General features: G+C 37.4%; 11 protein-coding genes. 7 read left to right on the top strand and 4 right to left on the bottom strand.

Annotation, left to right across the window (positions count from 1 at the left end; genetic code table 11):
- The first annotated feature begins 20 nt into the window (after positions 1-20).
- Both QZN33_RS02400 and glmM (QZN33_RS02395) read left to right on the top strand, forming a co-directional pair.
- Entirely contained in the window at positions 21-1,259 is a 1,239-nt protein-coding gene (locus QZN33_RS02400; RefSeq protein WP_296789214.1) for a 2,3-bisphosphoglycerate-independent phosphoglycerate mutase, read from the top strand.
- Positions 1,237-2,607: a phosphoglucosamine mutase gene (gene glmM, locus QZN33_RS02395; protein WP_296789212.1), complete on the top strand. Its 1,371-nt coding sequence runs from the start codon at positions 1,237-1,239 to the stop codon at positions 2,605-2,607. The genes QZN33_RS02400 and glmM (QZN33_RS02395) overlap by 23 nt, the downstream gene beginning before the upstream one ends.
- A gap of 66 nt (positions 2,608-2,673) precedes the next feature.
- Here glmM (QZN33_RS02395) and QZN33_RS02390 read toward each other — a convergent pair whose 3' ends face one another.
- Positions 2,674-6,249 (bottom strand): C1 family peptidase, encoded by a 3,576-nt coding sequence (locus QZN33_RS02390; protein ID WP_296789200.1) that lies wholly within the window; start codon positions 6,247-6,249, stop codon positions 2,674-2,676.
- Positions 6,250-6,475: 226 nt separating this feature from the next.
- On the bottom strand, positions 6,476-6,643 hold the full coding sequence (locus tag QZN33_RS02385) for a rubredoxin (protein WP_292805434.1): 168 nt from the start codon (positions 6,641-6,643) through the stop codon (positions 6,476-6,478).
- Between the two features lie 159 nt (positions 6,644-6,802).
- Between QZN33_RS02385 and glmU the strand changes: the two genes are divergently transcribed.
- Genes glmU through QZN33_RS02360 form a run of 5 tightly spaced genes read left to right on the top strand, consistent with a single transcriptional unit; the run spans position 6,803 to position 11,548 of the window.
- The gene (glmU, locus tag QZN33_RS02380) at positions 6,803-8,086 is read left to right on the top strand and encodes a bifunctional sugar-1-phosphate nucleotidylyltransferase/acetyltransferase (protein WP_296789183.1); all 1,284 of its coding nucleotides are present in this window, start codon (positions 6,803-6,805) and stop codon (positions 8,084-8,086) included.
- A gap of 12 nt (positions 8,087-8,098) precedes the next feature.
- Complete coding sequence (locus tag QZN33_RS02375) at positions 8,099-8,584, top strand: gamma carbonic anhydrase family protein (protein ID WP_296789178.1); 486 nt, start codon at positions 8,099-8,101, stop codon at positions 8,582-8,584.
- Complete coding sequence (hisC, locus tag QZN33_RS02370) at positions 8,584-9,684, top strand: histidinol-phosphate transaminase (protein WP_296789176.1); 1,101 nt, start codon at positions 8,584-8,586, stop codon at positions 9,682-9,684. Before QZN33_RS02375 ends, hisC begins: the two co-directional genes overlap by 1 nt.
- The gene (locus tag QZN33_RS02365) at positions 9,684-10,394 is read left to right on the top strand and encodes an anaerobic ribonucleoside-triphosphate reductase activating protein (protein ID WP_296789174.1); all 711 of its coding nucleotides are present in this window, start codon (positions 9,684-9,686) and stop codon (positions 10,392-10,394) included. The genes hisC and QZN33_RS02365 overlap by 1 nt, the downstream gene beginning before the upstream one ends.
- A 17-nt stretch (positions 10,395-10,411) precedes the next feature.
- Entirely contained in the window at positions 10,412-11,548 is a 1,137-nt protein-coding gene (locus QZN33_RS02360; protein ID WP_296789173.1) for a tetratricopeptide repeat protein, read from the top strand.
- 158 nt (positions 11,549-11,706) lie between these two features.
- On the opposite strand, the gene glmM (QZN33_RS02355) is transcribed toward QZN33_RS02360, so the two are convergent.
- A complete protein-coding gene (gene glmM / locus QZN33_RS02355; protein ID WP_296789172.1) occupies positions 11,707-13,071 on the bottom strand; it encodes a phosphoglucosamine mutase in 1,365 nt (454 codons plus the stop codon).
- 67 nt (positions 13,072-13,138) lie between these two features.
- Positions 13,139-13,537, bottom strand: coding sequence for an OB-fold nucleic acid binding domain-containing protein (locus tag QZN33_RS02350; RefSeq protein ID WP_296789171.1), 399 nt, complete (start codon positions 13,535-13,537; stop codon positions 13,139-13,141).
- Positions 13,538-13,559: the final 22 nt, after the last annotated feature.

The following is a 13,559-nucleotide window of genomic DNA, read 5'->3' as shown; positions in this document are numbered from 1 at the left end:
TAATTTATTAGGTGATATTTATGAAAGGTCTTATTTTAATTATGGATGGTATGGGTGACCGTCCTATTAAAGAATTAGGAAATAAAACTCCTCTTGAAGCTGCAAACACTCCAAATATGGATAAGATGGCAGCAGAAGGAATTACTGGAATTATGGATTCAATCGCTCCTGGAATAATTCCTGGAAGTGACACAGCACACCTCTCAATTTTAGGCTACAACCCCTATGAAGTATACACAGGAAGAGGTCCTTTTGAAGCAAACGGTGTAGGTGTTGAGGTTCTGCCGGGCGACATTGCATTCAGATGCAATTTTTCAACAGTTGATGATGATTTAATTGTTACAGACAGACGTGCTGGAAGAATCAAAGAAGGAACCAAAGATATTGTTGACGTTTTAAACACAATGGTTCTTGAAGACTATCCTGACGTTAAAATAATCTTTAAAGAATCCACCGGTCACAGGGCAGTTCTGGTTTTAAGAGGCGAAGGCCTTTCAGGAAAAGTAAGTGATGCAGATCCTAAAGTTGAAGGAAACAAACCTAAACAAGTCAAAGCTTTGGACGACACACCTGAAGCCGCAAAAACTGCTGATATATTAAACAAACTTGTTGTAAAAACCTATGAAATGTCCAAAGACCATCCTGTCAACTTGAAAAGAATTGAAGAAGGACTTCCTCCTGCAAACATTGTCATTCCTCGTGGAGCAGGTGAAGTGCCTGTTGTTGAATCACTCAACGACAAATATGAAGTCAACTCAGCATGTATTGCAGAAACTGGTCTTATTATGGGTATCGGAAGATTCGCAGGAATGGACATTATTGAAATGGAAGACGTTACAGGCGGAATCGACACAAACCTTGACAACATCCGTGATACAATCATCGACCAGGTCAAAAACTCAGACCATGACTTTTTCCTTATAAACATCGATGGAGCCGATGAAGCAGGCCACGACGGCCAGACAATGGAGAAAAAGGAATTCATAGAAAAAGTCGATGAAGTTGTCATGAGTGAACTTATCAAACTTGAAGACGTTTACATTTACCTTACAGCTGACCACTCAACTCCTATTTCAGTTAAAAACCACTCCGGAGACCCTGTGCCTGTATTAATCAGAGGTCCTGAAGTAAGAACTGATGACGTTACAGAATTCTCAGAAAGAGCATGCGCAAAAGGAGGGCTTAACAGAATCAGAGGATCAGACGTAATGAACATCATGATGGACTTAATGAATTATGCGCACAAATTCGGGGCATAATGGTGATGCTATGGTAGCAAAAAAACTATTCGGTACATCAGGAATCAGAGGACTTGTAGGCTCAGAAGTAACATGCGAACTGGCACTGAACGTAGGCAAATCCCTTGCATTTTATTTGGGAAATGAAGGTACTGTCGTAATAGGTTATGATACACGTACTACAAACAAAATGCTTGACCAGGCAATCTGCGCAGGACTTTTGGAAAGTGGAATCAATGTAGTTAAAATAGGAATGGTTCCAACACCATTGGTAGGTTACGCTTGCGAAAAACTTGATGCCGATGCGGGAATAATGCTTACCGCTTCACACAATCCGTCCCCATACAACGGAATAAAAATATGGAACAAGAACGGAATGGCATATACATCAGCTCAGGAAGCTGAAATAGAAAAAATATATGCTGAAAAATCATACATTTCAGTATCCTGGGACAAAGTAGGTTCCCTAAGCGTCAATGAGGAAATAAAAGGCCAGTATATTGATGATCTGGTAAACATGGTCGATATTAAAGAAGGCCTTAAAGTTGTAATCGACTGCGCATCAGGAGCGGGAAGTGAAATATCACCTTTAGTATTTAGAAAAGCAGGATGTGAAGTCACCACACTAAACTCACAGCCTGACGGATTTTTCCCGGGAAGAAACCCTGAACCGAATGCAGACAACCTTCAAAAACTCATGAAAACAGTCGTAGCTATTGGAGCAGACCTCGGAATAGCTCATGACGGTGACGCAGATAGAATGATTACTGTTGATGAAAATGGTAATATATCTCCATTTGACTCACTTTTAGCACTTATATCAAAAGAATTTGACGGTGACGTTGTAACAACAGTTGATGCAGGTTTATGCATGGATGAATCAGTTAACGGTGAAGTATTCAGAACTCCTGTCGGAGATGTTAACGTTGCTGAGGTAATCATCGAGAAAAACGCAGCATTCGGAGGAGAGCCTTCAGGAACATGGCTGCACCCTGACTTTTGCATGTGTCCCGATGGAATACTGTCTGGTCTTAGAATGGCTGAACTTGTATCAAACAAAGGCAAACTCTCACAGCTTCTCTCAGAAATCCCATCTTATCCTAACATCCGTGAAAAGATAACATGCTCAAAAGAAGCTAAAATTAAAGTCATGGAAAACATGGAAGACCTTTTAAAAGACGCATTCAATGACATTAAAGAAATCAATTCAATCGACGGGGTAAGAATGACATTTGAAGATGACAGCTGGGTGCTTGTAAGACCTTCCGGAACAGAAGACTACATCAGAATCACACTGGAATCCCGTGACAGTAAAAGGGCTGAAGAGATTAAGGATGTGTGCGTAAAAATAATCAATGAAAACTTATGAAGATATTAATTATCTTCAAAACTCTTTTTTTTTAAAAAAAATAAGGTTGTTAGAGAATTTAATCCTCTAACGTCTAACCTGAAGTGTTGATTTTACAACATCGTTTAAGTAACTTACTTTAACGGTGTATTTTTTGACTTTCAGCTTGTTTATTGCAGCTTTTTTAAGGGTAACTGTTGCAATACCTTTTTTGTTGGTTTTTGCAGAGTATGTCTTACCGTTGACTTTGAATTTTACAACTTTGTATTTCAGAGCGGTGCTGCCCTTTTTAAGAGTTGCTTTTAAAGTCAGTTTTTTAGCTGATTTTTTAACCTTAACTGTTTTTGTGGTTTTAAGGACCTGTTTTACAGTCAGTGTGTTTTTAATGGTCTGTTTCATGACTGTAACGGAAACTGTGTATTTTCCAGGAGTAATTGTTTTAGGTATTTTTAAAGTCGCATAACCGTTTGCATCGGTTTTGACATTAAATTTCTTGCTGCCGATTTTGATGGTTATAAGCTGATTTTTACCAACAAAGTTACCGTTGTCCCCTCTTATGCGGACTTTATAACTGTGTCCGTCATAGTAGTACATGTTGACATTGGAATTTCCGCTGAATCTTGAAAGGATTTTAACGGTTATTCTTGCAGTCTCATTGTTTGTAGGGTTAAGATAGTCCACATAGTGGGTTCCGATTTTGTTTCCTGCTTTAACAACAATAGGCATTGTTCCGTTGACGCCGGTAACGGTATCCGGGATAACCTCATTGTTGAATTTGACAACAACACTTGCATTTTCAAGAGGAGTTCCGTTGCTGTCATAGAATTTGACGTTATCCAGAGTCAGTTTGGTATTGTATGCAATTGTTATGGTGTATATGTCTTCACAGTCTATGGTCGGTTTGATATAGATTATGCTAGCAAAGGTTTGGTTTCTGTATGTTATATACACTTTATTCGGACCTATATCTAAAACACCTAAGTTAACACTTCCGCTGCTGTTTACAATTTCCATTGTCATATTTTTACCGTCAAAACTGATTGGTAAAGTGCCAGTTTCTAAAACATTGTTCACAGTAAATATTGTTTCTTTTGTAGTGTAATATTTCACGATGTTTTCACTGATTTGAGGGTTTTTGAATGTGTACGCTTTAACAGGCACGGTTATATTTTCTTTTGCAGGGTCAATGAAATTTCCAGCACTGTCTATTACATAATTTTTACCTTCGACTGCAGGCAGTCTTGAATATTGGAATATAGGTGCTGAACTGGATTTTATTCTAATTTCAAATGTGGAATTGTCGTTTACAGCAATATAATCATCCAGTTTGATACATTCATATCCGGCATGTTTTGAAATGCCGTCCTGGGTGTAGCTAATAAAACCATTTACGTAAATTGATATTTTGTATGGGGTATTTGCCTTTTCGAAGTATGTTCCGACAGCTGCAAGGATGTCTCCTCCTTCGCTTGTAAAGACATGTCCGTAAGTGTCAAATTTTTTATTGAATGAGTCGTATCCGCCTAATTCGTTTTGGTAAAGTTTTTCATAGTAGTTCACATTTTCAAATTTGAATCCTACTGCATCTGCATTCAGGGATTTGTCATAATAGGAAATATAGAAGTATCCTTCATCTCCCCAGTTGGTTCCCCAGCTGTTTTTACAAATCCATGCTCCGTTGCCAGGTGCGGTATTTGCGAAATTATATTTTGAGTATGTATCGTTCCATCCTACCAGTGTCACGTAATGGTTTCCGCTATATTTGGAATTGTAGACTGCATGTGTTTGAGGATTATATGATTTATCTTTTGAATTTGCACCATATACATACAGGTTTAAAGCTCCGTATTTGGTTAATGCTTCTTTAACTGCAGCTCTATCTTTAATATTTACAAAAACAGCATCTACTGCACGATATGCATCTCCGCTGTAGCTTACTGAAGAGATTTTACCAAGTTCATCATAGCTGTCGTCAACGCTGTTTACTGCACCGAGCCAGCTTACGAAGTATGATGTTGCAGTGAGGTAGTTTCCACCTTCATAATTGCCCATCCATCCGTAAGGTGAATAGACTAAACCTAAGTCCTGAATATTATTTTCTGAAATATCAATGGTTTTTCCGGTTGCAATTAAAAATGCGGATTCAAATGCTCCTGCTGCACCGAATGCCCAGCATGCACCCATGGAACCCTGATCTTTTACTGGAGTAACTAATCCCTGGTCTTTTAAATTGAAGTAGGAATCGCTTGCAGATCCTTTGATTGGTTGCGGATTCAATGTGATTGGCAGTCCGTTGTATCTTATTGTAATGTTCATTTTGTCGTTAAGAATGGAATTTAACTCTCCGCAGTCTTCTATTATGGAACCATTGTCCTCATAGTAAGTATGAATGTCTTCTCCATTGTTTTTAAATGCGGAATTGACAATTGTATGTCCTGTATAAAAGCTGTAAATACCTCCGCCTTTGCTTGCAACATTGTCTTCAAATGTTGTTTTGTCGATGACTATCTTTTCAGCGTCAAAATATGATGCTCCGCCGAGTCCGTTGTAGATGTCGACTTTATTTTCTTTAAATGTGGTTCCGTTGATAAGTACATTTGCATTTGAACTGTAAAATGCTCCGCCAGCTTCAGTTGCCATGTTTTGTGTAAAAGTGGAGTTGATTATTTCTACAGCTCTTCCAAGGTGAAGAATTGCTCCTCCAAAATCAGCACGGCACTGGGTGAATGTGGAGTTAATAACGTCCAAAAGACCGATATATTGTTTGAGTCCGTTTCCGTTGAGGTCGGAATATATTGCTCCACCGTTTTTGGCGGCGCTGACGTTTACGAATTCACAGTCATAGACTCTCATATAAGTCTTGTTCTGGGCATTGTTACTTTTAATGGCAATAGCACCTGCAGTTGCATCAGCATGTAAATTTATGAATTTTGACTTTTTGATTGTGGTATTGTATGTGTTGTAAATCGTAGTTGCATATTTTGAGTTTATATTTGCAAATACTGTTTCAAAAACATTTATTTCACTGTCTTCTCCATAAATCAGACTCCAGTAAATAGGCTTTTTGTTTTGGAAAGTTCCGTTGTTGATGTTGATTACGGAATCATACCCGAATATTGCAGAACCTCCGTTTGGAGCGTAGGTTTCTATGTACCTGTCATTGGTACTTGTAACCATACTGTCGTCTGTACAGTATACTGCAGCACCGTAATCGGCAGCTTGAATGTTTTCAAAAGTAACGTTTAATGTTGTCAGTGTACTGTCTATAAGTATGATTGCAGTATCATTGAAGTTTCTCAAAACAGTATTTTTTATAACTAGATTACCTTTTTCTATTTTAAAAAGAGTTGTTTTCCCGTCCCCGTCAATGGCATGGTTATTACCGTTGATGGTTAAGTTCTTTTTGTAAATTGAAATATTTTTTACCTTATCTGTTCCTTGATTGTACTTATAATCGCTTTCCAGGCTTATTGAATCGCCGGACTTTTCAACCAATTCTGAGAGATCATCGTATGTGGCAGATGTTGAATTGGCAAGTACTGCCTGGGAGTCATCTATTTCAAGAGTGTTCTGTGCTGTATCAGTGATGTCCTGTGCACAGACAACCCCCATTGTAATCATCAATAAACATAGAAGGATTATACTTTTTTTATAAAATTTCATAATAATCTCCTATCTTTGATGATTATATTTTTGTCAATTGTTATATAAAAAATATGAAGATTATATTTACTTTACAAAATTTAGTTTAATTTTATTTAATATTCATGTATGAAATTTGAATTTTTCTATATGAAAGAATCAACTGAGTTTAGAAATTCAATGAAAACAGGAAAAAATAAACAAAATAATTATTTAAAAATAAAAAAAGTAATTAGAAGAAGAGATTTTATTCTTCTTCTGCGATAAATGCGTCAATACCTAAAGCTGCGCATTCTGGGCAAACCCAGTCATCTGGCATGTCTGCAGGAGTTTTTCCAGCAGGAATGTTGTATGCAGGGTCGCCTTTTTCAGTATCAAATCTGTATTCACAGTGTAAACAAACATATACAGTCATTTTATTATCTCCTTTTTGTGTTTTGCTATTAGCATAGCTAATATAATTCTACTATATACCAACTATTATTTAAAATTAGTTATTTAATTTAGAAAAATTAATTTATAGGTAAAGAGTTAAACATATAATATTATTATATAATTTTTATGGGGATAGAAAATGAAAGCGATTATATTAAGTGCAGGCGAAGGTTCCAGAATGAGGCCGCTAACACTGACAAAGCCTAAAACCATGTTGCCTGTTGCCGGAAAACCGATTATTCAATATAACATAGAATCCTTAAGGGACAATGGAATTAAAGATATACTGTTAATTGTACGTTATAAGGAGGAAATGGTCAGGGATTATTTCGGTGACGGCAGTGAATTCGGAGTTAATATTACTTACGAAACTCAAAAGGATTTCCTTGGAACTGCAAACGCTATTTCATATGGTGAAAATTTCATTGAAGACAGTCTGGTAGTTCTCAACGGAGATATTATTCTTGATAATGAAATCATAAACGAGATTATAAAAAAATACAATTACATGAAACCTGATACTCTGATGGTTTTAACTGAAGTGGAAGACCCTTCAGCATTTGGTGTTGTCGAAATCGAAGAAGGAAACATCAAAAAAATTGTGGAAAAGCCTAAAAAAGAGGAAGCTCCAAGCAATCTTGTCAATGCGGGAATTTACATATTCAACAAGGACATTTTCGAAAAAATCGCAAAAACAGAAATTTCAGAACGTGGAGAATATGAAATCACAGATTCAGTAACTCTCCAGATTGAAGACGGCAAAAAGGTAATCGGACATAAAACCAACAAGGACTGGATTGATGTGGGTCGTCCATGGGAGCTTATTGAAGTCAATGAAGAGCTCATTGGCAATCTTAAAACAGAAATAAAAGGAACAATTGAAGAAGGCGCCCATATTCACGGAGAAGTCTTTTTGGATGAAGGAAGTATTATCAGGGCCGGAGTTTACATTGAAGGAAACGTTTATATTGGTAAAAACTGTGATATAGGGCCTAATTCCTATATCAGGGGCAATTCCTACTTCGGCGATCACGTTCACGTTGGAAATGCAGTTGAAATCAAAAATTCAATTGTCATGGAAAATACTAATGTCAGTCACCTAAGTTATGTTGGAGACTCCGTTATAGGTTCAAACTGCAATATAGCTGCAGGAACTAACATTGCAAACCTTCGTTTTGACAACAAACCTGTCAAAACCAAAATCAAAGATGCTATGATTGATAGCGGAAGGCGTAAGCTCGGATCAATTATTGGAGATTCCGTAAAGACAGGAATCAACTCCAGTTTTTCACCGGGTGTTAAAGTGGGCCACAATTCCACTATCGGTTCTGGGGTTTTGCTGTATGATGATGTACCCTCCGATACAAGAGTATTGGTAAAACAAAATCATATAATTCAAGACAAAAATAAGAAAAAAGAATAAATTGGCGATATTATGGAAAATAATAAAGACTCTATTGTAATATGCCCCGGTGCACAGGTAATTGGTGATGTTGAATTAGGTAGTGATGTCTCAATATGGCATGGAGCCGTTTTAAGAGGAGACACCGATTCAATAACAATCGGCAGCAGGTCCAATGTTCAGGACAACTGTGTTATTCACTGTACTAAAGGATTTCCGGTGGAAATTGGCGAAAATGTTTCTGTCGGCCACGGTGCAGTTGTACACGGATGCAAACTGGATGATAACGTGCTGATTGGAATGAACGCAACAGTTTTAAACGGTGCACACATTTCAAAAAATTCTATTGTCGGCGCCGGTGCGGTTGTAAGTGAAGGAAAGGAATTTCCTGAGGGGTCCCTGATTTTAGGGGTTCCCGCAAGAGCGGTTAAAGAGCTCTCAGACGAGCAGATACAATCAATTCAAAACAACGCTGACAATTATGTAAAACTTTCCAAACAATATAAGGAAGATTATTAATGAAAGCAAGAAAAATCGTAGATGAAATGGATTCATATGTTCCAGGAAGGTCTCAGGATGAGATTGCTGAGGAATTCGGACTGAATAAGGATGAAATTATTAAATTGGGTTCCAATGAAAATCCGTGGGGTCCTTCCCCGAAAGCTATGGAAGCTATCAGAAACGAAATAAAATCAATCAACAGATACCCTGAATCCCAGCTTAAGGAGCTTGTTCATGAAATGGCTCTTTACAGCGGTGTTGAAGACAATCAGGTCATCATAGGAGGGGACGGTGCTGATGAAATCATTGATGTTTTGGCAAAGACATTCATCGATGAAGGCGACGAGTTTATTGTGCCTCTGCCGTCTTACATGTACTATGAATACCTGCTTCAGCAGTACGGGGCACATCCTGTATATGCAAAGTGGGATTTGGATAAAAACGAACTTGACGTTGACTCAATATTTGACTGCATAACAGAAAAGACAAAAATGATTTTTTTATGCAGCCCCAACAATCCTACAGGAACACTGATTCCTACTGAAGTTTTAAGAAAAATCGCTTCCAAAAATTCTGAAATACTGATTGTAGTTGATGAGGCTTACTTTGAATACTCCGGGACCACAAACAAGGATTTAATCAATGAATTTGACAACATATTCATTATCCGTACAATGTCTAAAGTGCTGGGTCTTGCAGGAATGAGAATCGGTTACGGTCTTGCATGCGCTGAAATTATAGAGTATATGCACAGGATAAAACCTGTATTTTCACTTACAAGACTTTCCTTTGTTGCAGCTCTAAATACCTTCAGAGATAAGGACTACATTAAAGATTCAATTGAAAAGGGAATCGAATCCAGACAATATCTCTATGATGAGCTTTCAAAAATAGATTCACTTAATGTTTTCCCATCCAAATCCAATTTCATGCTGATAGGCATAAAAGACACAGGCTTTACAGCAGCCGAACTGGCAAGGGAACTTATGAAAAGAGGAATAATCGTAAGGGACTGCACTTCCTTTAAGGGTCTTGACGAATATTGGATTAGAATAAGCATCTGTACTTTGGATGAGGATGAAAAATTCATAAAAATAATGAAAGAGGTTTTAAACTAATGTATGTAGGAGGATCTGTAATATCTTCTGTAGAGTTTCATGGAAATATGTCCCTGGTTATTTTCATGTCCGGATGCCCTTTAACATGCAGATACTGCCACAATGTGGAACTTTTGGAGGATACAACTGAAAAAACATTTGAAGAAGTAAAACAGGAAATTGATTCTTCAGCCGATTTTTTGGATGCTGTTGTCATCTCCGGTGGCGAACCGCTGCTTCAGCTTGATGCCCTTATAGAAATTTTCACATATGTCCGCAAAATTGGTCTTAAAACCAAACTGGATACAAGCGGCATCTATCCGGAAAAAATCAAAAAACTTCTGGATTTAAATCTTTTGGATTTTGTTTCACTAGACGTAAAAACTACATTTTCAAAATATAGAAAAATTACAGGTTCGAATATTGGTTTTCAGGTTAAAAAATCAATGGAACTTATCAATGCCGATAAAAACGTTCATCTTGAAGCTAGAACAACATATGTCCCGACATTACATACAAAAAAAGATATTATAAATTTAGTTGATGAACTCGAAGCGGATATTTATACAATACAGCAATTTAGAAATAAGAATGTACTTGACCCTGCTTTGGAAAAAGTTGAAGTTCCAAATCCCCATGATCTGGCTGATTTGGCCCGTGAAATCAAACCCTATTTTAAAGGTCAGGTAAAAGTCAAGTCTGCAGAATTCGGAGAACAGGTCATTGAATAATTTAAGGAGGAGTTTATATGCCTATTTTATCATTTTCAAGTAATGATATTGATGTAATCACTGGTAAGAAAACCAGAACTATTCGTAAAGCATGGAAAACTCCGCTTAAGGTTGGTGACAGGCTTTACTGTTATTGGAATCTTGTTTCAAAAGAAAAAATGAAGATATTTGAAGCTCTTGTTACTGATGTTGAGGATATCTCTTTTGAAGACATTAAAGACAATGATGAGCTGGCCCGAAAAGAAGGTTTTGAAGACTCTTATGACATGCTGAGGGAATTCAAGAAAATGTATGGCGGCCAGATTGACGATTCCGATAAGTTCCAGATAATCTATTTTAAAAAACTCGACATAAATGAATGGAAGGGTGACAAGATAGATGAAAAGGCAATGATTACCAAAAGGGCTGATATTCTTTTTGACAGCGGTAAGTTCGACAAGTCTACAATGTGTTATGAGGCTGCTCTGCGCCTGGACCCTGATGATGTTTATCTTTTAAACAAACAGGGGGATAACCTTTCAAGGCTGGGCAAATTCGATGAAGCTATAAACTGTTATGATAAGGCATTGGAATTCGAGCCTGACAACGAATACATCCTCAACAACAAAGCTATTGCACTTTTAAATGCCGGCAGAATTGAAGAAGCATACAAGGCAAGCACAATTGCTTATAATTACCGTCCAAGCAGCCCTATTGTCCTGTACTGGAGAGGATTTATACTTGAAATGCTTGGAAGATATGATGCAGCCCTTAGAATTTACGACAAGCTGATTGTCATTGACGGTGAAAATCCTGAAGTGTGGAATGCAAGAGGAAACCTCCTGACTGATATGGGCAAACTGGAGGAAGCTATCCAGTCTTTTGACAAGGCAGTTGAGGTCTGTCTGGATGATACTGAAATGGATGCAAGTGCAATAAACAGGATGGGCAATGCATATATTGATTTAGGTAAATTTGATGAAGCATTGGAATGTTTTAATAAAGCAATATCTTTGGAACAGTACAATATTGACTTTTTGCTGAACAAAGGTGTTGTTTTAATGGAACTTGGCAAATTCGAAGAGGCTGTCGACAGTTTCAATAAGGTGCTTTTAAGAAATCCTGACAATGAGGATGCATTTTTCCTGAAAGAAGAGTGTTTGGAAAACTTTTAGTCAAGTTCATGTAGATGCCACACATCAATTCCAATTATTTTTTTATTAACTTTTTTTATTTTAAAAATAGTATTAATTTAAGTGATAGTTTTAAGGTTAAGATTAGTTTTAATTATATCTGAAATCAATATAATCAAAACTAAAATGCGGGGAGATTTCTATTTTTTGTATTTTTTGATAAGGCCGATTCCCCAGTCAGTCATTTCATCAGCTTTATCCTGTGAGTCGGACTCGGCAAAGCATCTGAATATTGGTTCTGTTCCGGATGGTCTGATAATTACCCAACCATCTTCTTTTAGAATTTTAACACCGTCTGTTAAGTCCAGTTCGAAATCTGTAGTGGTTTTAATTTCTTCAGCAATACTGTTCATTACAAACTCTTTTTCATCGTCCGGACATTCGATTTTCATTTTGCTTGCATAATAAACAGGAAGTTCAGCTACTAACTCAGATAATGGTTTTTTCTCTTTTGCAACGGTTTCAAGGATTTTGGCAACAGTCATTACTGCATCTCTTCCGTATACGAAATCAGGGAAAATCAAACCTCCGTTTTCTTCTCCACCGAATAAACCATCTTCATCCTTGAGTTTACGTGCAACAAGCAAATCTCCAACAGCAGTAGCTATTACTTTACCGTTATATTCATCTGCAATGTCATAAATTGCCTGGGAAGTTGCAACTGTAGTTACGATTGTTCCTCCGTTGTTTTCCTTAAGCATCTGTTTTTCAACAAGGCTGAATGTTTTGTCTCCTAAAACGAAATTACCTTTCTCGTCAATACAGATTGTCCTGTCAGCATCTCCGTCGTGTGCAAGACCGATATCTGCACCCAGCTCTTTTACAACGCTGATTAATTCCTGAAGGTTTTCCTCAATTGGTTCAGGATCACGGCCAGGGAAAAATCCGTCCACCTGTGCGTTCAATGTTGTAACTTCACATCCGAGTTTTCTAATCAGGTAAGGTGCAGTCAGACATCCTGCTCCGGATCCGCAGTCCACAACAACTTTCAGCTTGGCGTTTCTGATGGCTTCAGCGTCCACTTTGGAAATTGCTTCATCCACATATTCGTCAATGATTTTGTCATTGTGGTAGATTTGTCCGATTTCGTTGAATGGAACTCTGTCAGGTTCTTCATCGAAGTATAACTTTTCGATTGCAATGTCCATTTCGTCAGGTATTCCGATACCGAATTCATCCAAAAATTTAAGACCGTTATATTGCGGAGGGTTGTGTGAAGCGGTAATCATTACTCCACCATCATAATATTTGCGCACAGCATACTGGACTCCTGGTGTCGGTAATATTCCTAAATCCACGACATCACATCCGCTTGACAAGAGTCCGGCTTTTACAGCTTCTTTAAGCATTGGAGTTGATGTTCTTGGGTCTCCTCCAACAGCTACGGTTCCTTTGATTTGTGTACCGTAACAGGCTGCAAGCCTTGATGCAAATTCAGGAGTTAATACGTCATTTGCAGTTCTTCTAACTCCAAAAGTACCAAATAATCGTTTTTTATCAGACATGTTATTTAATTCCTATACATTTTATTAATGATTACTTTTTTGTTTTTAATAAATAAATATGTAATTGTTAGGCAATTATTCTCAGACTGTCTCCGCTGGATAAAATCAGCTCCAGATTGGACTTATACTCTGTAATTTTTCCTGTAACCGTTACCTTCTTATTTTTAAAGTCCTCAATGCTGAGACTTTTCGTTTGAAGCTCTGATGCCTGACTTTCAAAAATAATCAGCTGCATCTGCCCTGTCCCGTCATTGATTGTTAGAAAGTAACTGCTTTTTGAAGCCGACTGGCCGATATCTGTAACGACGCAGTCGATGCTTACCTCTTCATCTATCATTCCACGGTTTATGTCTTCTATTTTAACTTTTTTAACTTCAATGCTCGGAGTAAAGATGAGCATGCCTATTATTCCGATAAGAGAAGTTATCAAAGCTATTCTTAATAATTTGTCGTCCGTAATTTCCATACATTTTCATTGTTTTTCATAT

The sequence above is a fragment of the uncultured Methanobrevibacter sp. genome, assembly GCF_900314615.1.
Taxonomy (GTDB): domain Archaea; phylum Methanobacteriota; class Methanobacteria; order Methanobacteriales; family Methanobacteriaceae; genus Methanocatella.
This window is presented reverse-complemented; position numbering and strand designations above follow the sequence as displayed.

Coding starts and splice junctions, on each gene's coding strand:
- QZN33_RS02400 (WP_296789214.1), top strand. CDS start 21: ATGAAAGGTCTTATTTTAATTATGGATGGTATGGGTGACCGTCCTATT.
- glmM (WP_296789212.1), top strand. CDS start 1,237: ATGCGCACAAATTCGGGGCATAATGGTGATGCTATGGTAGCAAAAAAA.
- QZN33_RS02390 (WP_296789200.1), bottom strand. CDS start 6,249: ATGAAATTTTATAAAAAAAGTATAATCCTTCTATGTTTATTGATGATT.
- QZN33_RS02385 (WP_292805434.1), bottom strand. CDS start 6,643: ATGACTGTATATGTTTGTTTACACTGTGAATACAGATTTGATACTGAA.
- glmU (WP_296789183.1), top strand. CDS start 6,803: ATGAAAGCGATTATATTAAGTGCAGGCGAAGGTTCCAGAATGAGGCCG.
- QZN33_RS02375 (WP_296789178.1), top strand. CDS start 8,099: ATGGAAAATAATAAAGACTCTATTGTAATATGCCCCGGTGCACAGGTA.
- hisC (WP_296789176.1), top strand. CDS start 8,584: ATGAAAGCAAGAAAAATCGTAGATGAAATGGATTCATATGTTCCAGGA.
- QZN33_RS02365 (WP_296789174.1), top strand. CDS start 9,684: ATGTATGTAGGAGGATCTGTAATATCTTCTGTAGAGTTTCATGGAAAT.
- QZN33_RS02360 (WP_296789173.1), top strand. CDS start 10,412: ATGCCTATTTTATCATTTTCAAGTAATGATATTGATGTAATCACTGGT.
- glmM (WP_296789172.1), bottom strand. CDS start 13,071: ATGTCTGATAAAAAACGATTATTTGGTACTTTTGGAGTTAGAAGAACT.
- QZN33_RS02350 (WP_296789171.1), bottom strand. CDS start 13,537: ATGGAAATTACGGACGACAAATTATTAAGAATAGCTTTGATAACTTCT.